The sequence below is a fragment of the Clostridium sp. 1001283B150225_161107_B6 genome, from assembly GCF_015556325.1.
In the GTDB taxonomy this organism is placed as follows: Bacteria; Bacillota; Clostridia; order Lachnospirales; family Lachnospiraceae; genus Enterocloster.
Genome location: NZ_JADNMD010000007.1, coordinates 116,383 through 139,784, shown reverse-complemented (window position 1 = coordinate 139,784; position 23,402 = coordinate 116,383). Strand labels below are relative to the sequence as shown.

Genomic DNA, 23,402 nt, shown 5'->3' with positions numbered 1-23,402 from the left:
TCTCCTTATTATTCATTCTATTCTTTTGCCTTACACCATTCCAGTATGAGCTGAGCATACACAAGAATGGCCTCCAGATAAGAATCCGTCTCCACATACTCATTGACAGAATGGCACTCTTCCAGACGTCCCGGTCCGAACTGCATGGTTGGACAGCCCGCAATATTCTTCCATAATCGTGAATCACAGCCAGCCGGAGAGCCTACCTGGCGCACCTGTCTTCCAAGCGCCTTCTCATATCCATCCATAAAGCAGGCCACAAAGCTGTCGCCGGGCTCCTGTTCGAAAGCCCCTCCAGCCTGATACATAGTTATCACCGGCCTATGCTGGCGAAGCCATACATCACTGTCAGCCACCCGGTTCACTGCATCTGTGAATTCTTCTACGATTTGATTATAGCTCATCTGCCCGGGCAGATAATGGATGCATGTCTCAAAATAGCAATGTCCTGGTACGGTAGAACCAGCGCTTCCTCCATGAATCGTACCTATATTCAGATTAGGAGCAGGGAGCAGAGGATGTTTATAGGTAAGAAGCCAATTGTGTTCCAATTCCTCCAGCTCCCTGATGACCTTCAGGGCCTTATCAATGGCGCTGACTCCCTTCCACTTTGCACCGGAATGATTTGCTTTTCCTTCAAATTCCACCTTAAAAAAGACAAATCCCATATGAGCCAGAATCAGTTCATCAGAAGAAGGTTCGCAGACAACCACTCCATCCGCCTTTTCTCCTGACATGATTGCCGCCATGGAGCCGTTGCCCCCGCCCTCCTCATCGCAGACGGAAGTGATATGTATGTCTCCGGGCAGTTTTATCCCGGCATCCTTAAGCAGCTGTACTGCCATAACGGACGCCATAAGGCCGCCCTTCATATCAGCTGCACCCAGGCCGTAAATCTTACCGTCTTTCATGGTTGGCGTATGCGGCGGTGTATTCCATTCATTTTCATTACCGGCAGGCATGGTATCTATATGGCCATTGAACATCAGGCTCCTGCCGTTTTGGTCCCCTTTGAAAACAGCATACACATTATAGCGGCCGTCGTAATTATGACCGGGATTTCCTTCCTGATATCTGTCCAGGCATTCTTTGATGGCTTCCTCGGTCATGGGGTCCCGGCGGATGTTGTCTGCTCCCATATCCTCGAATAATTTCACCATATACTCCTGCCCCTGTTTCTCCAGTCCCCCTGATATTCCGTGGCCTAAGTCATGGGTGTCAATCGCTATCAGGTCCATCAAATGCTGTATATATGCTTGCTTATTCTGCTCCAGAACTTCTTTTAGATGCCTCATGATTTCAACTCCTTTTTCAGCCGGACATGGCTGCTGCAATTCATAACCAGCAGACCGTATCAACCATAATTGCGGATTCCCTGTTCAATAATATCCCAGAACTTATCCACATCCACTTCCACTGCCACATTGCTGTTCGGCTCCCTCTTGAAATATCCGAAGAAGTCACAATTTGTACGGCCATAGCTCTGGACACTGCGAATATCTATTTCTGTAAACATAGCCTTTGTTGTAAGTACGGTTGGGTCTATCAGGTATGCGATTGTCAGAGGGTCATGAAGAGGCCCTCCCTCCCATCCAAATACAGCTTTCTGGCTTTTACTGAAAAATCGCATCAAATCTGCAAACAGCCTTGCAGACTTTGTTCCGATTTTTTCCATCCGTTCAATGACAGAAGGATAACACAGTACTTTTCTGGTAACATCCAGTCCAACCATGGTTATGGGTCTTCCACAGGTAAATACCACATGAGCCGCATCACCATCTGCCAAAATATTGAACTCCGCTGCGGGCGTCACATTTCCCAGCTGATAGCAGCCTCCCATAAGCACAATCTCACGAATCTTGGGAAGGATTCTTGGTTCCAGCCTTACCGCCATGGCTATATTAGTCAAAGGACCTGTGGGTACAAGGGTAATATCACCGTCCGAGGCCATTAACGTATCTATGATATACAACACTGCATGTTTATCTTCCACCTTACGGTGAAGAGGCTCAAATACCGGTCCGTCAAGTCCGGTCTCCCCATGTATATCATCTGCAATAACCTGCTTATCCCGTATCATAGGCTGTCCGCAGCCTGCATACACAGGAATATCCAATCCCAGATATTGGCATACATTCAATGCATTGGCAGTAGTCTTCTCCAAGGTCTGGTTGCCGGCGACCACCGTGATACCCAATAAATCAATTTGCGGACTTTTAGCCGCAAGCATGATGGCCACCGCATCGTCGTGTCCAGGGTCACAGTCTAAAATAATCTTACGCTTATCCATATATCAACCTCCTGTTATTCAATCGTAACCAGCGAACTCTTTTTCTTCTCCTGGGCTTTTTTCTTAGAAATCATGGAAACTGCCAGCACAGCTATGGTTACTACATAGGGCATCAGCAGTACAAACTGGGACGGAACACCATAAGCCTGTATGCGGGCCCCCAATGAATCTGTAAATCCGAATATCAGACAGCCCACCGCGGTGAGTGCAGGATGAGCACCTCCAAAGTACATGGCAGCCACGCCCATAAATCCTCTGGAATTGGTCATGCCTTCTGTAAAAAGCTGGCTGTATCCCAGGGACAGATGGGCTCCTGCCAGCCCTCCAATCAATCCGGATATGGCAATTGCCTGGTATTTCATGGCATTGACATTGATTCCCGCTGTTTCTGCAGCCATTGGAAACTGCCCCACTGCCCGCAGCCGCAGTCCCCATACTGTCTTATAAAAAAGGAACATCATAAGAAATACCAGTACAATCACAAACCACTCCGTCACGCTCCAGTTATTAAACAAGCTATCCAGAACAGGCACACCATCCAAAAACGGCATATGTACCTTAGGTATGCCTTTAATCTGAGGACTGGTAAAGGAGCCGCTTACTCCAAGTACACTATTGAGCATAAATTTAGTAAAAGCAACGGCAAACAGGTTAATACCCATTCCAATTGCGCAAATCTCAGCCTTGTACTTAATGTGTCCCACAGCCATTATCATGGCAATGAGAAGGCCGGCTACCATTGAGATAAGGATTCCCAGAACCCAGCTTCCGGTCAGATAACTAACGGTTACAGCTGTAAATGCACCTGTAAGCATAATACCCTCAGTACCAATATTAAGAATATCTGCCTGCTGGGTAATGGCTGCACAGAGAGCAGCATATATGATGGGCGTAGCTGAACGGAACGTCGCATATATTAATGAAATATCAAAAATTTTATCAAATTGCATATGTCCTCCTCCTACTACGCATCTGCTTTTGCCTTGCGTTTCTTGTTAAACTGAAACAGCAATTCCATGGTAGCCACGATGATAAAAATAGCAGTAATAGTATCTACAATGGATTTTGGAACGCCGGTATTCTGCTGCATACCCAAAGCGCCGGAACGCAGCACCGCCAGGAAAAATGCGATAAACGGGGTAGTAACCACATTGTTTTTAACAATCAGGGAAGCCAGCATTCCGTTTGTCCCCAGGTTGGTCGCAAAATTATTCAGGAAGTATCCATATGTACCCAGTACCTCAATACAGCCTGCCAGCCCGCCAATTGCACCGCTGAGCATCATGGTACGAATAAACACCTTCTTGGGATTGATGCCAACATACTCGGCATTGGCCGGATTGGTTCCCACCGTTCTTATCTTATAACCCAGGGTCGTTTTGTTCAGCATCCAGATAACCGCTATCACCGCTATAATCGCTATGAACAGCCCTGCGTTGGCATTACTTGGTTTCAAAAGCTTAGGAAGCGTCACATTTACCGGTATGGACTGCGGGTTGGCAACACCTGCACTGATTGGTCCGCTTACCAGATAAGAAGTAATGTACAATGCCACACTGTTCATTAAAATGGTAGTACACACCTCGCTGACACCATAATATGCTTTTAAAAATCCTGGTATCCAGGCCCACGCTGCGCCGGCTGCAACGGCAGCTGCGAAGCATGCCACCAGCAGTAGGGGCTTAGGAAGCCATGTACAGTAAATTCCTACATAGGCGGCCGCCATACCGCCCAGGAATACCTCGCCCTCTACGCCAACATTGAAGGCACCAGCTTTAGCTGCCACTGCAAATGCGATGGATGTCAAAAGCAGCGGGGTAAAGTTTGCCAGAGTGGTTCCTATCTTTAGCTTCCCGACAAAAGCCCCCTTAAACAAAGCAGCATATGCCTCCAGCGGATTTTCATGAATCAGCAGTATAAAAACAGCTCCTATGCCCAGTGCCAGAAGTGCCAGCAGTAAAATCCTCCTCAGGCTTTTCATCACTGATTCTACTTTTGGGTTCATTGTCTGCCTCCTTCCTGCTCCTGAATATTGTGGCCTTCCATATCGTGACCGCCCATCATCAGAAGACCCAGTTTCTCCTCGTCTGCTTCTTCCGCCATCATACGCCCTGTAATCCGTCCTTCATACATGACCACAATCCGGTCAGACAGGGACATGATTTCCTCCAGGTCCGCAGATACCAAAAGAACTCCCAGACCCTTTTTCTTAACATCCTGCAAAATAGTACGGATTGATTCTATAGCGCCTATATCAACACCTCTTGTAGGCTGGGATGCCACCAGAAGTTTTCCGCCAATGGAAACCTCTCTGGCCACCACTACCTTCTGGGCATTTCCGCCTGAAAGAGAGGATGTGGGGATTTCCGTATCCCTGGGACGTATATCGAACTTTTCCGCCATCTCTTTTGCAAACGGATAGGAAGCAGCATCATTTACCAGAATTCCTTTGGCAAAGGGGGCTGTATCCTCCTGAACAGCCACCAGATTTTCCCGAATCGTCATGGTACGGTTCAATCCTCTGGTATTACGGTCCTCAGGAATATGGGCAAGTCCGGCTTCTCTGGATTTTTTCGGGGAGAAATTCGTAATTTCCGTCCCTCCCAGAATAACGCTTCCCTTCTCCACTCTCCTCAATCCGGTTATAGCTTCTATAAACTCGCTCTGTCCATTACCGTCAATCCCGGCAATTCCCACGATTTCTCCAGCTCTGACCTCCATGGAAACCCCGCGTATCTTGGATATTTCTTTTTCACCAGATGTCCACAAATCCTTGACTTCCAGAACCACATCCCCGATATCGGCCTTTTCCTTTTTTATGTCCAGGAAAACTTCCCTTCCTATCATCATCCTGGCCAAATCCGAAGGCGATGTATCCTGTTTATCTACCGTACCAATAAAACATCCCTGACGCATTACCGTAATACGGTCAGATATCTCCATAACCTCATTGAGTTTGTGTGAGATGAAAACGATGGACTTGCCGTCCTTCCTCAGATTCTCCAGAATCTCAAAAAGTCTGCGGGTTTCCTGGGGAGTCAGCACAGCTGTTGGTTCGTCCAGTATGATTACATCTGCTCCTCTGGTTAATATCTTAATGATTTCCACTCTCTGGGCTTCTCCCACGGAAATCTGATTTATTTTCTTGCTCATTTGTATATCCATGCCGTACTGGTCTATATAGTTCTGCACCGTATTTTTCGCTTTTTCGAAATCTATGGTACATCCCTTTCTGGGCTCAAATCCCAGAATAATGTTCTCCAGCACAGTAAGTTCATTAACCAGCATAAATTCCTGGTGCACCATGCCAATTCCCTTTTCTATGGCAATCTTGGGGGTGATGTGGTTCATATTTTCACCTTTAATTTTTATCTCTCCCCCATCAAAATCATATAGTCCGTATAGCAGTTTCATCATGGTGGATTTTCCTGTTCCATTTTCACCAATCAGAGAATGTATTTCACCCTTTTTCAGGTTGAACTGTCCATCCTTTACCGCCTGTACGGAACCAAATGATTTCCTGATGCTATTCATTTCCACTACATATCCGTTCATTCCGGTCACCTTTTTCCCTGAATCTTTGCCTGTAAAGGTTTCATAAAACCCGGGGCGGGAGGACCTATTCACGCCCTGCCGCCCCTGAAGTATTCCTGCATCTTTTACTGCCTTACTGAGCGTCTTTGCCGAATCCTTCGTAGTTATTTACCACAATCTCACCAGAAATGATTTTATCTTTCAGTTCCTGCACCTTGTCCTGGATATCTGCCGGGAACTTATCGCCTAAATGCTCTTTAATAACTGCAAAATCAGTTAAGTCCACACCATCATTGGAAATTTCCAAATAACTGGTTGTATCCCCTTTAAAAGTACCATCCACAACGGACTGAATCACACTATAGCAGGCTGTATCAACCCGCTTAACCATGGATGTTACCACATGTCCCGGCTGGTCGTTATCCTGATTTAAATCAACGCCAATTGCATACTTTCCTGCTTCTTTGGCAGCTTCCAGAATACCTGTGCCTGTACCGGAAGCAACATTCATAACAATGTCAGCGCCCTGCTCATACTGAGCCAGTGTAAGCTCCTTGCCCTTAAGGGGGTCTATCCATGTTCCGGCATAAGACTGAAGAATCGTAATATCAGGATTAATATATTTTGCACCCTGTTCAAATCCAACATAGAAATCGTGAAGCACCGGAATATCCTGGCCTCCCACCCAGCCTATGATGGCATCGTCATTTACTCCCTCAATCTCGGAATGGGTCGTAAACATAGCTGCCACTGCACCTGCTAAAAATGACCCCTGATTCTGGGCAAAACTGATGGAAACCACATTTGGTCCTTTTACAGTTGTATCAATGATAGCAAATTTAACATCCGGATAGCTGTCTTTATATTTCTCAAGGTATTCCTGGAAATTAGAGTTGGAACAAATAACCAAATCATAACCTCCCTCACAGCATGCCAGAAGGTTAGCTTCCCACTCGTCTGCAGTTGTGCCCTCCAGGTTCTTTACCTCTACTCCAAAATCCTTGGCTGCCTGCTGTGCACCGGCATTACAGGAATCATTATAGGATTTATCACCCAGATTACCGGAATAGACAACCGCTACCTTTACCGGGCTTTCACCCTGGGCATCCGCAGCCTCACCGGCGCCTTCCCCTGCAGTCTGCTCATTACCTGCATTGCTCTCTGCCTTTGCTCCTGTACTGCTGGAGCCGCACCCTGCCAGACTTAATCCCAATACCGCTGCCATTGTCATTGCCAAAAAACGTTTCTTCATAAAAACTACTCCTTCCTTCACCTAAAATATAGTTGTTTTCTTTTACCAGGAAAAAGCTTTTAGTAAAGCGTTTTTCCATATTTATTTCGTGATTTAATCTTATTACTATTTTTTATATTTGTCAATAGATAAATATTGCACTATATTAGTGTCATATTTTTGTGCATTTATTACATATTTGTCATATGGTCAAGCGCCTCCCAATGGCCATATACTCCTTTGATGGTAAAAGGCTTTATCTCTGCGAATATGATGGATTCAGCATGCGGGTCTGTTTTAATTTTAACGTACAATAACATGGCATCTAGTCCATTTTTTCTATCAATCAAAGAAATAGCAGGAGAATGGCGGTACTCTCACCGCCATATCTCCTGCCATACTCATTCTATGCCCTCTTACCATCCCCATACAAGTTCCTATACTGTCCCGGCGTCACATTCTCCGAACTCTTAAACCTTCTGGTAAAATTGGACAGATTGGCATAGCCTGCTTCCTGGGCAATCTGGGCTATCTGCTTATCTGTATGAACCAGGCAATCCTTTGTGTAATCCAGACGTTTTTTGGATATCAGTTCCGAGAAGCTGGTATTCAGATTCTGGGTAATGAACTTGCTCATATAGCTGGACGAGTAGCCGAAATGCTCCGCCATCCCCACCAGACAGAGACTGCTGTCCCTGTAGTTATCCTCTATATAGGCAAGCACCTGTTTTATCAAATCATTGCGCGCATCCTGTCTGGAGGCTGCCAGGACACCATTGATTCTCATAAGGGCATCCCCCAGCTTATCCCCGAATTCTTCCACTGTCCTGAATGCAGTGAGCTGGTACAATTCCTTCTCCGTCAGGCGGATGTCATTTTTCTTTACCTCCTTCAGGAGATGGCTCACGATGTCATAACAGCACATCAGCGCCATCTGGCCCGGCAGCTCCTCCAGACTCAGCATCACCTCCTGCACAGAACCCTCCACCTCCTCCGGAGAACCGCTGTCCAGACACCGGTTAATACACAGAAGGCACTCTGTCTGATATCGGCTGATGGTGGCGCTGTACTCCTCGCCCCTTCCCTGTTCCATACTCTCAAAATCCAGCTCCTTGTGGGGATTGAGCAGGCGGAACTTCATGTTGGTAAGAGCCTCCAGATAGGACAGATGCACCCCCGATGCATCTTCGTGAATATTGCCCACGGAAATGATGCACTCATGACTGCCGAATACCTCCCTCAGGCGCTCCTTTGCCTCACTCTTATGCTCCTCAGCCAGAACCTTGCGGCTGAGGATAACAGCGATTGCACCAAAATAGTACAGAAAACTTGTATACACTCCGTAATCCGTCTGGAATTTTTCTTTTATAGGGCCTTCCTTCTCCTTGTAGAGGGCGGATAATTCCCTGGAGGACAGGCTGCCTCCCGCCGCCAGGACCACCATGTGATTCCGCCCCTTCATCTGCTCTGTCAGAATGCCGTTCACCATATCATCCTCTCCGGCATCATCCTCCCCGTAAAGAAGCTTTGTCACAAGCCGTTCCTCCACCAGAGGCCACTGGTTCTCAATCTCCTTTGCCAGGGAATCCTTGACGGAATTCAGGCTGTCATACCGGTTCTTTATAAATACCAGCTCATCCCGGCTCCTGTCCTCACTGTTTTCATTGTCCTGCTTCATATATTGGGCCAGCTGACGGATGGGCTTGTAATAGTGGTAGGCCATGTAAATTGCCATAAAACATCCCAGAATCAAAAATACCAAAACCCCTGTAACCAGCAGGCTGTTGTTCTGCACCACGTCCCCCAGCAGGTCCGGCATGGTAATTCTGCTTAATATGATAAGAGGCGGATGGTCCATGGGATATACGATATAACGGCCCTGGCCCGCCTGGAATGCGGTGCAGAGTCCCGGCTCCGCCTCCAGGATTTGTCCCATCACTCCGTCCGGTTCCATATCCTCCCCTTCTGTCACCAGCGGTTTCCCATCTCCATTCAGTACAGCGATTCCATGGCTGTAGCTGCCCGGGGATGTGGTCATGCTTTGGCTGATTTTGGAGGACTGAAGCTCCAGCACCACCCAGGATTCCGCTTTATAGGAATAATTATATACCGGATAAATAAATACCATCTGCGGTTTTGTTATGACCCCGTCCTTCATGTGGTATTCCTTGTTGATGATGTCGTACCCGGGATGGTCCATTTCATACAGTTTATCCAGAAAAGGCTGTCTCTCCCCCTCCGGTATCCTCAGCTGGCCCGCCAGCAGAATATCCTTGTCATACCGGCCCTGGGAGGAAAAGCTCATATCCTTATTTTCATAAATAATATAGGCTTTTGTTATGTAAGGATTGGCTGCATTTTCCCGGCGCAGCATGTCCATCATCTGTATCTGGTTGTCTGTGTCCCGGCTCCTGGACACCACAGGACTGCTGAAGCTGATTCGGTTCCCTGCCTCCATCAGGCGGCCGTTCATAGTGACCAAATCATCCCCCAGGCGCTCCAGGATATTCTCATTGTACCCGAGAATTTCCCTGGAGAGATTCCGGTACATAATGATTTGTAAACAAATGGAAAGCACCACCATAGGTACCAGGAAAAAAGATGTAAAACCCAACAAATATTTATGAAAAATGCCTCTGCGCAAATCAGTCCCTCCCCGCCGCATATGATAGTGCACATGCCATTGTTATTATATATTATTTTTTCTTCATTGGAAAGAAGTTAAATGGAAGGAGCGCACTTCCCGCAACAAATCCCGACAGCAAAACAGCAGGAAAACGCATGCCAGCCTGCGTTTTCCTGCTGCTTCCTACTTGCCTCTATAGTCAATATCATTCCGCCTGACGTGAAACCCGAAACCGCAGCTCCTTTAGTCAACCAGCTTATCCAGTTCCTTCACATGCTCTGTCTCATTGGATGTCTTATGCTTTGCCTTGGATGCGTACAGATTTACGGATGCCTGGGATTTCTTAATAGGCTGCATGGTGCCAGCCCCGGCCACACACCCTCCGGGACACGCCATTCCCTCCAGCAGGTAGCCATTGTATTTCCCTGCCTTTGCCATGGTCAGCAGCTTCCTGCATTCCCTGAGTCCCTCTGCATTGGCCACCTTAATCTCCTTATCCGGGTAACGTTCATGAATCACATCCACCACGGACTTGGCCACACCGCCTGCCACTGCAAAGTTACGGCCGTCTGTGGAAGCGTCATTGACGCCTTCCGGGTCTTCTTCTATCTTCTCCACATCCACATGCCTGGCGTCAAAGATGCCGTCCATTTCCTCAAAGGTAAGGACAAAATCCACGTCGCTTCGTATATCCGTGCGCATGGCCTCCAGCTTCTTCGCTGCGCAGGGACCGATAAACACCACCTTTGCATTGGAATGGTGGCGTTTAATCAGCCTTGCCGTCAGGGTCATGGGAGTCAGTGCCATGGAAATGCAGTCCGCTTGTTCCGGGAATAGTTTTTTTGCCATCATGGACCAGGCCGGGCAGCAGGATGTTGCCATGAAGGGAAGCTTTTCCGGCACTTCCTGAATAAAGTCGATTGCCTCCTGGGTAGCGCACAGGTCTGCGCCTACCGCCACCTCAAATACATCTGCAAACCCCAGCGCCTTCATGGCTGCACGGAGTTTGCCCGGCGTCACCTTGGGACCGAACTGTCCCACAAAGGCAGGGGCAACCGCGGCATAAACCCGTTCTCCTGACTGAATGGCGCGTATGACCTGGAATATCTGGGATTTGTCCGCTATGGCGCCAAAGGGGCAGTTCACCAGACACATGCCGCAGGACACACATTTGTCGTAATCAATATCCGCCTTCCCATTTTCATCCGTGGAAATGGCGTCCATGCCGCAGGCAGCTGCACAGGGTCTTTCCTGGATAATGATGGCCTTATAGGAGCAGACATCCGCACATCTTCCGCATTTGATGCATTTTTCGTCGTCAATATGGGAACGGCCGTTGGTCCTGTCCAGTTTAATGGCATCCTTGGGGCAGACCTCCTCACACGGATGGGCCAGACACCCCTGACAGCCGTCGGTTACAAATACCCGCTTCTCATGACAGGCATTGCAAGCGAATTTAATTACATTAATCAGAGGCGGCGTATAGTAAGTCTCCGGCCTGTCTGCTGCCTCTATATTATCCGAAACCGGAGCATGTTCCGCCGCGCTGCGGTAAGGAAGCCCCATGGCCAGTCTCAGTCTCTCCCCCACAATAGCCCGCTCCAGAAAAACGTCGTTGCGGAAATTGCCCACTTCTCCCGGTATAATTTTATATGGAAGCTCTTCAATACGTTTATCCACCGGCCATTCCGTATGGTAAGCCATCCTTGCCACTTCCCTGAATATCCTGTGCCTTATTTCCTGTATACGTGTCTCCACTCCTCGCATATTCCTGCCTCCTCGTTATGAGCACTTAGTAACCATATTTTGGTCTCTTACGTGCGATACATTCCGCTGGCACTTGGCGGGCGTCTTTTGACCGCTTAGTGCAGCGGTTCGTTATGAGCACTTAGTAACCATATTTTGGTCTCTTACGTGCGATACATTCCGCTTTTAACAGTACCGATTATATAACAGCTCATAAAAAAAGCAACCGTCTGAATGCATTTTGCCCTCATTGTTCTTAAAATAAAGCACAGATTATAAGTAAAACAGGCGTCCGCAGCCATTTCCCGGCCGGATGCCTGTTCATCCCTTTATCCTTCCACCCATTTCAGCGCAGCGCCCTTGTGGGCTGACCCATCATTGATTTCCATGTTTCCGGCCATGGAACTGGTCAGCCTAACTCCTCCCTGCTTCCGCAGTATTTCTTCCAGTTCCTTCCGGTCCCCTGCCTCCAGAAAAAACAGGTTTATTTTCTCTGTTTCATTCCAAAGGTCCGCGGCTTTTGACAAGTCAGGGACCAGTGTATGGTTCCGGGTAAAATACTGGACAAAATTATAATCCTGCTTCATGCGGGATGCCCTGATACAGTCCCCTTCGTTTATGTATGATTTCCCTTGTGAAAACAGTTCCCCATACCCTTCCCGCCCTTTCAGGAATTCCAAGACAGTTTATACGGTCCCGCCCGGAAGCTTTGCCCTGTATAAGGATGAGAGGGGGTGCAGCCTCCAAATCTGTGCTCCATAATATGGTCGCTGCTGTCCATCAGGGTTCCGTCCATATTGATTGCCATCAGCTTAATATTGGGAATTACGGTGTCTGTCTTTTTATACAATGTCATTTCAGTCACTTTCCTTTATTATGGTCCCCATGTTTGCCCGCACACCGCCCCATTCAGCTATCCTATTTCCGTGGTCCCACGGACCACCAGCTTAACCGGAAGCAGGGTCTCTCCCCCGTCCCCTGTCCCCTTCCGTCCCTCCGCCATGTCCACCAGCGTGTCCACAGCCAGTGCCGCCTTCCGCTTCATATCCTGCCGCACAGTGGTCAGGCCCGGACTTGAAAGGGATGCATACATTATATCGTCAAATCCGGCAATCCCAAGGTCCCGGGGTACCCTTATCCCATGGGCCATGAAATGGTTCAGGGTTTCCAGGGCATACAGGTCTGAAAGGCAGAATAAGGCCGGCCTGAGGCCTTCCCTGATATTGGCTTTCACCGGCTGGACAAGGGATGCCAGAGTATCCATTCTCTTTTCCCGGTTCATGCCCAGGGATACAAAATACACCTGGTTATATTTCCCCTCCCTATCCCGTCCGGCGCTCTCCCCCGCAGCTCCTTTCTTTCCCCATTCCTTCCAGGCGCTCTGGCACCCCAGATACCTGATATGGTCCACGCCATGGTCTCTCCCCGCGCACACATAGACAGGTCCGTATCCGCATTCCAGCAGATACTCTGTCATCAACCTGCCTCCCTGCCAGTCATCCAGGCCAATGTTGGGCACCCTTCCCTGATACCCGCTGGCATCAATGGAAACCACGGGACGTTTTAACAGGCCTGCCAGCTTATCGCAGTCATTCTTATGAAAACTCAGGGTTATGATTCCCTCTACCTCCCGTTCCATAACCATACGGAAAATATCGTCCATGTCGGAGGATGAATAAAACATCATATAGTACCCCTTTTCCCTGAGATACTGCTCTGCCATACCAATTATTTTCCCATAAAACGGGTCGGCTCCAATGGCCTCCTCGTAGGTCTTATGCGGGTTTGCCACCAGCGCCACCAGCCGGGAGCCGCCGGCCTTTTTCTCATCCCCTGTACCGTCCCGGTCATACCCCATGGTCTGAATCAGGTCCTGCACACGGCGTATTGTTTCCGGAGACACACGCCTGGTTTTCCCGTGAATGACATTGGATACCGTAGCCGTACTGACCCCTGCCAGTTCTGCCATCTCCCTTATGGTAACACGTCTGTCCTGCGGCTTATCCATGCGCTTTTCCCTCTGCACACGATTCCCTGTCCCCATGTCCTCATCCATATTAAGCCTCCAGTATATATATCCTGGACTGATAATCCCCGTTGGTCCCGTCGTATTTCTCCTTATTGTCCCCGGAGGATGAATCGGATACAATGAGACCGAAATTCATCAGTTCATCGCCATACACATCCACTTCCCTGAATCCGCCGTGATATCCTCCTCCCTGTACAGACACATGGTAACGGAGTCCTGCCTCTAAACCGGCCAGACGGACTTTCCTGTACCCTTCATTTACCGGCTCCAATATCCGGTAATATCCCACCAGGGCCTTTTTCCTGTCCCTGGATACCACCATCCAGGCGGTCACATTCCCTCCTCCCTCAAAGGGACTCAGCAGCCTGTAAAAGGTTCCGAACTGGATGAGCTCCCTGCTCGCCTTCATGAAAGCAATCTGTCTCCTCACCTTTTCCAGCTCTTCCCCTGGCAGCTGATTCAGGTCCAGTTCATATCCAAAGGTTCCGAAGCAGGCCACATTGGCCCTGGTTTCAATGGGCGTGGTGCGCAGGACCTGGTGATTTGGCACAGCCGACACATGAGCGCCCATGCTGCTTAAAGGATAGACCATGGAGGTGCCGTATTGTATCTTTAACCGCTCCACTGCATCCGTGTCGTCGGATGTCCAGCACTGCGGTGCGTAATACAGCATACCCGGGTCAAACCGCGCCCCGCCGCTGGCGCACGATTCAAACAATATATGGGGATAGCGCCTGGTCAGTTTCTCATACAGGCTGTATACCCCCAGTATATACCGGTGGAATACCATTCCCTGTTCCTCCGGCCGGCAGAAATGGGAATATACCTCTGACATGCACCGGTTCATATCCCATTTGATATAGGAGACAGGAGCCTCATCCAGCACACGTCTTAACATCTGGTAAATACCATCCACCACTTCCTCACTGGAAAAATCCAGGACAAACTGGTTCCTGCCGTGGCAGGCGCTGCGGCCGGGTGCGGACAGCATCCAGTCAGGATGGTCCCTGTATAAATCACTTTCCTTGTTCACCATCTCCGGTTCTATCCACAGGCCGAACTTAAGCCCCATATCCTCTATCTTACGGGCAATTCCCGCCACCCCGTCCGGCAGTTTTTTCCGGCAGGGATACCAGTCTCCCAGAGAGGAGCAGCTGTTGTCCCGGTGGCCGAACCATCCGTCGTCCAGCACAAAAAGCTCCACGCCCACGTCCTTGGCAGTCCTGGCCAGCCCCAGGATTTTTTCTTCGTCAAAGTCAAAGTAAGTGGCCTCCCAATTATTGATTAATATGGGTCTGGCCTTATCCCTCCAGGCTCCTCTGGCCAGGCGGCTCCGGTATAACTCATGATAGGTCTGGCTCATGCCGTTGAGTCCGCTGTCCGAATATACCATAACCACCTCGGGAGTCTGAAACACCTCTCCGCACTTTAACGGCCAGGAAAAACAATGGGGATGAATCCCCAGCATAACCCTGGTGACATCGTATGTATCCACCTCTGCCTGGGCCAGGAAATTACCGCTGTACACCAGGCTGAAGCCGTAAACCTCCCCTGCATGCTCCCCTGTCTCCGGCCGTTTGAGGGCAAGAAAAGGATTGTAATTACTGCTGCTGCATCCTCTCATGCTGTACACGGACTGGACTCCATGTTCCAGCTTTCTGGTCTTTATGCTCCGCTCCCTGGCCCAGGCCCCTGTAAGCTCCACCATCTCAAAACTGCTGTCCGGCAGGTCCACACTGGCGCTCATGGCCTGGTCCAGAATCACGCCATGCTCATTTTGGCAGATAAACCGGGCGCTTCTTGCAATAACAGGAAGATTCTCATAAATCGTATAGGTGAGAACCAGCTTAGTCTTTATCCACTCATCCCACAGGGTTATCTCCAGGGTGGCAGCCTCCTCGGGCCTTTCCGTATAGGTGGCCGGAAGTCCCTTAAGTACAGGCTTCCCTTCATAAACGCGGTGGGATTCATAGACAAATTCCGTGATGCGGCTCCCGTCCGCCTGGAGAATGTCATAGGCCGGACAGCGCATATCTCCGTGGCCATAGGATGGATATTCCTGTTTGATGTGCTCCATGGAAAATTCCCTGTCTCCTTCATAAAAACAGGGAGCCATGGAACGAATCCGTATTTCCAGCATGTGTTCAAAGGACGCCTGGTCCCGGATAGCCTTTCCATAGTACAGATGGCCCAACTGGCCGTTGCGCAGTATGGTCATGATATAACTTATCTTATGATTATACAGGTGGAATTCCCTTCCGTCCCCGTGTACTTTAATTGGCATGTTTTTACCTCCAAAGATTCTGGCCAGCCCTAACTGTTTTCTTCTATGATAATTCTGCGGAACAGCTCATAGAGCAGGGAAAGTTCATAGCAATTCATCCTGATTCTGTATTTCTGTTCCATGTCGCTAAAAATTTCCCTGGATATCCCATAAAACCGCTTTTCCCGCGGCGGCAGCTCCCGTACCTGTTCCGGAGCCGGGTCCGTGGTCATAAGGCGCTCAATCATAAACGCAATGTGCATATACAGGTTAAGCCTGATATGTCCTGTCATTTCCAGGTGGTAATACTGCTCATATTTCATAAGCACCAGCTCCACCTCGTTGATGACCACCGTTGGATTGAGGAATCTGAGACGGCTGACAATTCCCTCAATAGAAAAAAAGCGGATGTATTCCCGTTTCAGTTCCTCAAATTTCTCCCTGGTCAACAAGCCCTTAAAGGAACCCCACAGCAGGTCCTCTCCCTTGCCGTCCAGTATGTCATAGATGTTCAGCCAGGGCACCCTCACATGTTCCGGCAGGGCTGATGTGGTAAGGATGAGCAGTGTCTGCTTAAAATATTCCCTTTGATTCTCGTCCAGAAGCCTGCGCAGTTCCTGATAATCCATGGTCACAATATCAATGACAGACGGGTCAACCACCTTGCACATGGCCTCCTGAAGCTTTTCTGCAATGCCCACGCCCGACATGCAGGAAACAATGATGTTTCTTCCTCTGGATACTCCCTCAAAATACTGGATTTCAAAGGCATAGGTCTCCCTGGCGGCCTTAACGATATCCAGAAAGGAGCAGCGTCCCAGCATCTTAATGCCCACATCCAGGGCAATGGCCGTGGTCACATTGTTGATAATCAGCAAATCTCCCGCCAGGTCATTTTTAATGGAGGAATACAGCTGGCTGAGGGAACCGGTATCCACCAGCAGTATCATGCCCTTCCTGGCATTGACCCGCTCCAGATACTGTCTGACCTTTGTTATGGTATCCTCTACTGCCGTGTCCATGGGCATGTCGATGGCCTCAAACACAAAGGTGCGGCAGGTACGGTTGGCAACCTTCTGGATACTGCTGGCCGTGGAATCCCCATGGGCAACAATCAATCCGTGAAATTCCATGGTTTCCACCATATATTCGTGAAGGGACAGGGCAAACAAAAAGTTAAGGACCTTTCCTGCTTCCTGGTCCATCTCATCCAGACTCCTGCAAATCCGCCCCGCCACATAGTATGCCTTGGGCATGGCCTGCTCAAAATAGGCGTCCAGTTTCCGGCACATTTCCTCCTCAGGACTGCCGGACTTAAATATACCATAGAGGAATCCCAGTTCATCCTGAACACCCTTTGCCTCGCCCACACCGTAGGCACAGAGAATTTCACGGCATACCGGGCTGAACAGCTTCCAGTCCGGCTCCTGCCGGCAGGCCGAGTACTCCTGGGTTCTCAGCTTCTTCACCATGCGTTTAAAGTTCAGATATACGCTGTCCACCGAGGTCTCCATGCGTTCAAAGGGAATCCCCGAAATATCCTTCCACAGGGCATCCGCCTCCTGCTCCGCACCCTCGCAGGCCAGTTCCGTCTGCTCAAAGGGCAGGCCGTCTCCATCCACCAGGATATCGGGCAGGATATAGATGCGTTTGCTCCGGCTGCCTCCGCTCTGGCCGGGGCTGCTCTGATTGAAACCCGCTATTTCCGGCAGCTCCCCCATGGTAATGTGAAGCATATCCCTGTGCTGCTGCCTGTAAAATGCATTGGCACAGCTGACCTGTATCAGATTCTCCAGCTTTCCGATATTTCCCTGCAGCCTGGTAAACAGCAGCGCTTCTGCCACTGCTCCTTCCACCTCTATCCGGCGGTTCACCTTTTTTGCTTCCTTCTGGTAGAAGAGATACAGCATCTGGAGCCGTTCCCTAAGAGGCCGGTCCATCATGCTGGGTATGGGAACCTGAAGGGTGATACGTCTGCGGAAGGTTTCCAGAAGGACTTCCTCCGGATTTTCCGTGGTGGCAAAGATAAAACGTACCCTGGAGTTTTTCCAGGCATTGTCTCCCAGGGGGCGGTACTGGCCGGAATCCATGAACAGGAACAATTTTTCCTGGTTCTCAAAGGACAGTCTGTGGACCTCATCCAAAAACAGATACCCGCCGTCTGCCTCTTTTAAAAGTCCCTCCCTGTCCCGGTCAGCGCCTGTAAAGCTTCCCTTTTTATAGCCAAGCAGGGTGGCGGAAAGGAGCTCCGGATTATTGGCATAATCCGCACAGTTGAGCACCACAAAGGGTGCCCCGGGTCCAATGGCCCCCTGCTCCAGGGCATATTCATAAATCAAACGGGCAATGAAACTTTTTCCCACTCCGCTTTCACCGGTAAGAAGCATGGGAAGGCCGTCCGGAGGGTAATTCACTGCCGCCATGCACATCTCCACGGTCTGTCTCTGGCTTCCCGCGTATCCGACCATGGATGAAAACACAGAACAGGGCTGTCCGGCAGCTGCTTCCCCTTCCTCCTGTGGCAGCCGGTTACTCACACAGTCCCACTGCTCCTCCCCAAAAAATTCCAAATCCTCCGAAGTCACGGGAAACCAGTACACTGGCCGTGTACTGGTTTTTACCGCAAGTCCGTCTTCCATGAGCCTGGTCAGATAATGGCTTACCACCTGACGGCTCAGGTTCAGCTTCTGAGCCAGCTCTGCTGCCGTTACCTTCCCATCGCTGCAAGATTCCTTCAGCGCTTCATAAACCCGTTCTTTTGCCTGCATGGACAAGACCCCCATCCTACTGATTCCGATTTCCTTTTCCCACAATGGAACAGTTCTGTTTCCACCGCCGTCTCAGCACCATCATACCATGCTGCTTCGGCGGGATGCAATTCCCAAACTACGTGATTCCCAAACTATGCGATTCCCAAAGCAGAGAGCACAATACCCAGGACAATCACTCCCACAATCAGCACATTGATGCTCATTTTCTTTTTAGTCAGGAGATAAAAGCACAGCAGGGTAAGGCACAGGGGCACCAGGCCCACAAACAGCTGGTCCAGCATACTCTGGAGAGAGAAAATCTCTGTCCCCTCCATGGACATTGACAGCTTGCTGTTAAACACCACCATGCTGCTGGCCATGCCTCCCACCATCATTAGCCCCATGATGCTGGCCGCCTTGGTCAGAACAGTAATCAGACCGCCGCTGTACAGTTTCTCAATGTACTCGGAACCCAGGCTGTATCCCAGAAAGGTACCGTAGTAACGCACCACATTGCTTGGTATATTGAACAGCAGCAGGAATACGAGAGGAGCCAGAACATTGCCTGCCAGAGCCATACTGATGGCTATGCCTGCGCAGATTACACGCCATACGCCCCAGAATATGGAGTCTCCTATACCTGCCAGAGGACCCATAAGGCTGGTCTTGATGGGGTTGATGGAACCTGCGTCAAAGTCCTTATTTTCACTGTTCTCCTTTTCCATGGCGCCGCAGAGACCCATGATGAAGGTGGACATGGGCACTGTTGTATTAAAATAGGAAATATGCCTTGCCATAGCCTCCTTTTTTCCCTCCGGGTCGTTGGCATAGAACCGGTTGATAAAGGGAATCATGGAGTAGCAGAAGCCGGACGCCCCCTGTTTTGCCGGAGTTACGGATGTATATAAGGTAAAGGAACGCAGAAATACGGACCTGAGCATCTTCTTTTCTTCTCTGGAAACATCAGTTATCTTAGACATTGAAAAAATCCTCCTCTTCTTCATCTAACATCCCCTGTGCGGGAACACCGGCAGGTGCTGCTGCCTTTACCCTCATCAGCTGGTTAAGCTCCAAATCCCTCTGTGCCACCAGCAGGGCTGCTATGACGCCCAGGGCTGCCAATGCAATCAGCGGAAGCTTTAAGTAGGCCACCAGCACAAATCCCAGGAAAAAGTAAACGCAGATTTTATTGTTCCACAGCAGCTTCAGCAGCATGGCCATACCTACGGCCGGAAGCAGGTTTCCGCAGACCGTCAGGCCGTTCATGATAACAGCCGGAATGGCCTTGACCGCAGCCTCCACTGCCCTAGAGCCGAACAGGATTGCAAAGAACGGAATCAGGCAGTATAGTCCCCAGTTCAGGCACCACAGCCCATAGTGGAGTCTTGTAAGCTTTTTGTCCTCTCCATTCTCAGCCAGCTTATCAAATACAGGTGCAAACCAGCCTATAATTCCAATCCAGATAATGTTTTTTGCCTGCTGCCCCAGCATTCCGATGGGAAGTGCCAGTGGAAGAGCCACCTCAGGGCCTCCGCCGCTCATAATGGCAAAGGCACAGCCCACCACGCTGGCAATTCCGCACTCTGCCGCCGACGCACCGCCTATATTTACAATTCCCATGAACACGGCTTCCAGGGAAGCTCCGATGAGAAGACCCTGCTGTATATCACCAAAAAGCCATCCGATGATAGGGCAGATGAACACCGGCCGGTCCAGCATGGTAAACCCCAGAAGGTCCCTGACGCCTGATGCTATCAGTACCATGACTGCAATGACAAACGCAGTAACAAGTATGGATGTATGTGCTAACATAAATTTATCCCCCTTTATTTATAATACTTCCGAAACAAGCTTCTTTTCATCAGACGGCACCATCTGAAGAGCCGTACCCGGAGCCAGCTCCACCAGTTCCTTCAGCGCCCCCACCTCGTCAGCCGTAAGGCTCACGGACCTGGAAATAACCATGCGCTCCGTACCGTCGCCGCTGGTAAACCGTCCTGCATTTCCAATATTAACATATTCGATGCCAGGCACAGCCTTATACACTTCCAGGGCATTCTTCACCGTCTTTACCAGCACCAGAATCCGCATCCCCTCAGACCTTGGATTACTTAGCAGTGCAATGATTTCCGGCACTGTCTTGATGATGCATTTAATACCATCCGGCACAGCCATTTTCAGTGTCATCTTCTGCATCTCATTGGAAGCAGCCTCATCGTCCGCCACCATAATTCCCTGAATTCCCAAATCCCTGGTCCACGCCATTGCCACCTGTCCGTGAATCAGTCTCTCATCTACCCTTAAAGCCTTAACCATACAATACTCTCCTCTCGTTACGAGCACTTAGAGACCGTCCTTTGGTCTCTTACGTGCGATACATGTCACGTTCATCCTATTCAAAAAAATCCTCATCCCTGCCATCTTCCGCTTCCAGCTCCACCAACTCCATCTGGTTCCTTGAATCTTCAATGTACTGTCTGACCTCATCCTTAGTGATTCCTTCCGGCGCAATGGCCAGGGCCACCAGAAGCGGCAGGTTAAAGCCTGCAACCAGAAATACGTTTTCCCGGACCGCATAGGGTACAATTTTCTGGTTCACGCTTCCCCCCTTGATATCCGTAAGCACAATCACCTGGTCCCCGGGCCGGACCTGGGCAAAATACCGTTCCAGTGTCTCCACCAGATTTTCGTCCTGGTCCACATAAGCATTGATGCAGGTAATATTCCCAACATCTCCCATAAGGAACTTGACCGTACTCTCCGCCCCGGAGGCAAAGGTTCCGTGGGTGGCTATCAATATCTTCTTCATGTTGGAACTCCTTCCCTTTTCTGTTTTATTTTCATTTCACTTATATATTAAGCAAATACGATGCCAACTTTTTTTAGACACTAAAAACCGGCCGTAAAATCCTTGATTTTATAAGGAAATATTCTATTCACCATTCTGTCTATAAAAATTTTACCACACCAGCCTGCAAAGTGTCTAATGGCTGTGTCCAATATTAGTGTCTAAATTTACTGTTATTCTGTGCTGACAGATATTTAGCATTTACCGCACTGAACGCAGACAGGAGTGCCGCCCTCAATTATAATGAGAGCGGCACTCCTGCTTCCTCTATATTAACCTGTCTCCTCTTATCTCAGCAATAAAAGCCTCATAGGGCTGTATCATCCCGTCCTTCATGACCTCCGGCTTATTCTGAATGATAACCTTGTACTCCGGAGACAAAATCCCCTCAAGGCGGCCGGCCGGCACCGGGCTGCCTGTCAGATTGGCGGCCACCAGCCACTTTTTTCCATCATATTCCCTCTCGTACACAAACAGCGATTCATCCTCAGGCAGCAGCAGGCGGTAGCTTCCCTCTGTAAGGATATCCTCCTCATGGCGGAGACGAATCAGCTTCTGATAGTAATGGAATACGGAATCCTGGTCCTTAAGGGCCTCCTCCACATTGATTTCCTTATAACGCGGATTTACCTTGAACCACGGGGTGCCGGAAGTAAATCCTGCGTTCTCCCCACCGGTCCACTGCATGGGCGTCCTGGCATTATCCCGGCTCTTATTCCAGACCGCCTTTTTAAACTCCTCCCGGCTGATGGTTTTCTCACGTTCCACCAGTTCCAGGCAGGCATTCTTCACTTCCACATCCTCATACTCATCCAGCTCATAGGAAGCATTTACCATCCCAATCTCCTCCCCCTGGTATACATAGGGGGTTCCCTTCATGCCGTGCAGGATTGTCGCGTAGGCCTTGGCGCATTCCTTTCTGTAGCAGGTATCGTTGCCCCACCGGGAAACCACTCTGGGCTGGTCATGGTTTTCCAGATAAAGCGCATTCCAGCCATGGCCCTCCAGCTTCTCCTGCCAGTCCGACATGACCCGCTTCAGATTCCGGATATCAAATGGCTTCAATGCCCATTTGCGGTTCACATGGCCTGGAATACGGTCAATGTTCATGTGTTCAAATGTAAATATCATATTCAGCTCCTGGCGCCTGGGGTCCACAAACAGCCGGGCATTTTCAGAGGTGGAACCAGGGGCCTCGCCCACAGTCATACAGTCATATCCCATAAGCGCCTCTCGGTTCATTTCCTGAAGGAACTCATGGAGTCTTGGACCGTTGGAATGCATGAAACCGGTATAGTAACGCCTGCCGGGTTCTTCCGGATAGTCCGGAAAATCCGTGTATTTGGAAATGGATGCAATCACGTCCATGCGCCAGCCGTCCACGCCCTTATCCATCCAGAATTTCATCAGGTCGTAGACCTCCCTGCGCACAGTCTCATTTTCCCAGTTCAGGTCCGGCTGCTTCTTATCATAGAAATGCAGGTAATACTGTCCCCGTTCCGGGTCATAGGTCCAGGCACTTCCACAGAAGCTGGAGCCCCAGTTATTCGGTTCTCCTCCATCGTTTTTTGGGTCTTTCCAGATGTAATAATCGCTGTAAGGATTGTCGGCAGACTTCCGGCTCTCCACAAACCACTGGTGCTCATCTGAGGTATGGTTAGCAACCAAATCCATGACAATCCTGATTCCCCGGTCATGGGCTTTTTCTATCAGCTCATCCATGTCCTCCATGGTGCCAAACTTTTCATACATCTGCCGGTAGTCCCGGATATCGTATCCATTGTCCTGCTGCGGTGAATCATATACAGGACTCAGCCAGATTACGTCAATTCCCAGGTCCTTAAGATAATCCAGTTTTTGGATAATGCCCTGCAAATCCCCAAAACCATCCCCATTGGAATCCATAAAACTTCTGGGATAAATCTGATATACAACGGACTTCTTCCACCAATCGCTCATACATGCATCTCCTCATGATTTTAAATTTTGCGAAAGCCGCGCCCGGCTTTCATCCATGTCTTGATGCGATTATATACAGATACCCTGTACAAGGTCAACAGGTTACGGCCATAACCTCCTTATTGC

Annotated in this window: 18 protein-coding genes; all 18 read right to left on the bottom strand. The window is 49.6% G+C overall.

The window, feature by feature from the left end:
• Positions 1–17 precede the first annotated feature (17 nt).
• Positions 18–1,295, bottom strand: a complete 1,278-nt coding sequence (locus tag I2H39_RS17160; RefSeq protein WP_207739897.1) for an ArgE/DapE family deacylase — start codon at positions 1,293–1,295, stop codon at positions 18–20.
• Between the two features lie 59 nt (positions 1,296–1,354).
• Entirely contained in the window at positions 1,355–2,290 is a 936-nt protein-coding gene (gene rihB / locus I2H39_RS17155; RefSeq protein WP_138308137.1) for a ribosylpyrimidine nucleosidase, read from the bottom strand.
• 14 nt (positions 2,291–2,304) lie between these two features.
• Complete coding sequence (locus I2H39_RS17150) at positions 2,305–3,240, bottom strand: ABC transporter permease (RefSeq protein ID WP_138308140.1); 936 nt, start codon at positions 3,238–3,240, stop codon at positions 2,305–2,307.
• Between the two features lie 14 nt (positions 3,241–3,254).
• A complete protein-coding gene (locus I2H39_RS17145) occupies positions 3,255–4,295 on the bottom strand; it encodes an ABC transporter permease (RefSeq protein ID WP_195627093.1) in 1,041 nt (346 codons plus the stop codon).
• Complete coding sequence (locus I2H39_RS17140; protein WP_330641035.1) at positions 4,292–5,824, bottom strand: ABC transporter ATP-binding protein; 1,533 nt, start codon at positions 5,822–5,824, stop codon at positions 4,292–4,294. Before I2H39_RS17140 ends, I2H39_RS17145 begins: the two co-directional genes overlap by 4 nt.
• A gap of 133 nt (positions 5,825–5,957) precedes the next feature.
• Positions 5,958–7,076, bottom strand: a complete 1,119-nt coding sequence (locus I2H39_RS17135) for a BMP family ABC transporter substrate-binding protein (RefSeq protein ID WP_138308147.1) — start codon at positions 7,074–7,076, stop codon at positions 5,958–5,960.
• A gap of 385 nt (positions 7,077–7,461) precedes the next feature.
• On the bottom strand, positions 7,462–9,672 hold the full coding sequence (locus I2H39_RS17130) for a helix-turn-helix domain-containing protein (protein WP_240305621.1): 2,211 nt from the start codon (positions 9,670–9,672) through the stop codon (positions 7,462–7,464).
• A gap of 252 nt (positions 9,673–9,924) precedes the next feature.
• Positions 9,925–11,448 carry a 4Fe-4S dicluster domain-containing protein gene (locus I2H39_RS17125; RefSeq protein WP_195627090.1) on the bottom strand — a complete coding sequence of 508 codons (1,524 nt, stop codon included), beginning with the start codon at positions 11,446–11,448 and terminating at the stop codon, positions 9,925–9,927.
• Positions 11,449–11,756: 308 nt separating this feature from the next.
• Positions 11,757–12,107 carry an HAD family hydrolase gene (locus I2H39_RS29260; protein ID WP_240305622.1) on the bottom strand — a complete coding sequence of 117 codons (351 nt, stop codon included), beginning with the start codon at positions 12,105–12,107 and terminating at the stop codon, positions 11,757–11,759.
• Complete coding sequence (locus tag I2H39_RS29255; RefSeq protein ID WP_227147222.1) at positions 12,095–12,283, bottom strand: hypothetical protein; 189 nt, start codon at positions 12,281–12,283, stop codon at positions 12,095–12,097. Before I2H39_RS29255 ends, I2H39_RS29260 begins: the two co-directional genes overlap by 13 nt.
• Positions 12,284–12,340: 57 nt before the next feature.
• Positions 12,341–13,483 (bottom strand): LacI family DNA-binding transcriptional regulator, encoded by a 1,143-nt coding sequence (locus tag I2H39_RS17115; RefSeq protein WP_195627089.1) that lies wholly within the window; start codon positions 13,481–13,483, stop codon positions 12,341–12,343.
• A gap of 1 nt (position 13,484) precedes the next feature.
• Entirely contained in the window at positions 13,485–15,740 is a 2,256-nt protein-coding gene (locus I2H39_RS17110) for an alpha-galactosidase (RefSeq protein ID WP_195627088.1), read from the bottom strand.
• A gap of 29 nt (positions 15,741–15,769) precedes the next feature.
• Positions 15,770–18,487, bottom strand: a complete 2,718-nt coding sequence (locus tag I2H39_RS17105; protein WP_195627087.1) for a sigma 54-interacting transcriptional regulator — start codon at positions 18,485–18,487, stop codon at positions 15,770–15,772.
• Between the two features lie 134 nt (positions 18,488–18,621).
• Positions 18,622–19,449 (bottom strand): PTS system mannose/fructose/sorbose family transporter subunit IID, encoded by an 828-nt coding sequence (locus I2H39_RS17100; RefSeq protein WP_195627086.1) that lies wholly within the window; start codon positions 19,447–19,449, stop codon positions 18,622–18,624.
• Positions 19,442–20,281: a PTS sugar transporter subunit IIC gene (locus I2H39_RS17095; protein ID WP_138308163.1), complete on the bottom strand. Its 840-nt coding sequence runs from the start codon at positions 20,279–20,281 to the stop codon at positions 19,442–19,444. The genes I2H39_RS17100 and I2H39_RS17095 overlap by 8 nt, the downstream gene beginning before the upstream one ends.
• Before the next feature lie 18 nt (positions 20,282–20,299).
• Positions 20,300–20,785, bottom strand: a complete 486-nt coding sequence (locus I2H39_RS17090) for a PTS sugar transporter subunit IIB (RefSeq protein ID WP_138308165.1) — start codon at positions 20,783–20,785, stop codon at positions 20,300–20,302.
• 76 nt (positions 20,786–20,861) lie between these two features.
• Positions 20,862–21,278: a PTS fructose transporter subunit IIA gene (locus I2H39_RS17085; protein WP_138308167.1), complete on the bottom strand. Its 417-nt coding sequence runs from the start codon at positions 21,276–21,278 to the stop codon at positions 20,862–20,864.
• Between the two features lie 306 nt (positions 21,279–21,584).
• The gene (locus tag I2H39_RS17080; RefSeq protein WP_195627085.1) at positions 21,585–23,276 is read right to left on the bottom strand and encodes an alpha-glucosidase; all 1,692 of its coding nucleotides are present in this window, start codon (positions 23,274–23,276) and stop codon (positions 21,585–21,587) included.
• Between the last annotated feature and the right edge of the window lie 126 nt (positions 23,277–23,402).

Bases quoted from the DNA above. Each gene is read 5' to 3' on its own strand.
- I2H39_RS17160 (WP_207739897.1), bottom strand. From the start codon at position 1,295: ATGAGGCATCTAAAAGAAGTTCTGGAGCAGAATAAGCAAGCATATATA.
- rihB (WP_138308137.1), bottom strand. From the start codon at position 2,290: ATGGATAAGCGTAAGATTATTTTAGACTGTGACCCTGGACACGACGAT.
- I2H39_RS17150 (WP_138308140.1), bottom strand. From the start codon at position 3,240: ATGCAATTTGATAAAATTTTTGATATTTCATTAATATATGCGACGTTC.
- I2H39_RS17145 (WP_195627093.1), bottom strand. From the start codon at position 4,295: ATGAACCCAAAAGTAGAATCAGTGATGAAAAGCCTGAGGAGGATTTTA.
- I2H39_RS17140 (WP_330641035.1), bottom strand. From the start codon at position 5,824: ATGAATAGCATCAGGAAATCATTTGGTTCCGTACAGGCGGTAAAGGAT.
- I2H39_RS17135 (WP_138308147.1), bottom strand. From the start codon at position 7,076: ATGAAGAAACGTTTTTTGGCAATGACAATGGCAGCGGTATTGGGATTA.
- I2H39_RS17125 (WP_195627090.1), bottom strand. From the start codon at position 11,448: ATGCGAGGAGTGGAGACACGTATACAGGAAATAAGGCACAGGATATTC.
- I2H39_RS29255 (WP_227147222.1), bottom strand. From the start codon at position 12,283: ATGACATTGTATAAAAAGACAGACACCGTAATTCCCAATATTAAGCTG.
- I2H39_RS17115 (WP_195627089.1), bottom strand. From the start codon at position 13,483: ATGGATGAGGACATGGGGACAGGGAATCGTGTGCAGAGGGAAAAGCGC.
- I2H39_RS17110 (WP_195627088.1), bottom strand. From the start codon at position 15,740: ATGCCAATTAAAGTACACGGGGACGGAAGGGAATTCCACCTGTATAAT.
- I2H39_RS17105 (WP_195627087.1), bottom strand. From the start codon at position 18,487: ATGCAGGCAAAAGAACGGGTTTATGAAGCGCTGAAGGAATCTTGCAGC.
- I2H39_RS17100 (WP_195627086.1), bottom strand. From the start codon at position 19,449: ATGTCTAAGATAACTGATGTTTCCAGAGAAGAAAAGAAGATGCTCAGG.
- I2H39_RS17095 (WP_138308163.1), bottom strand. From the start codon at position 20,281: ATGTTAGCACATACATCCATACTTGTTACTGCGTTTGTCATTGCAGTC.
- I2H39_RS17090 (WP_138308165.1), bottom strand. From the start codon at position 20,785: ATGGTTAAGGCTTTAAGGGTAGATGAGAGACTGATTCACGGACAGGTG.
- I2H39_RS17085 (WP_138308167.1), bottom strand. From the start codon at position 21,278: ATGAAGAAGATATTGATAGCCACCCACGGAACCTTTGCCTCCGGGGCG.
- I2H39_RS17080 (WP_195627085.1), bottom strand. From the start codon at position 23,276: ATGAGCGATTGGTGGAAGAAGTCCGTTGTATATCAGATTTATCCCAGA.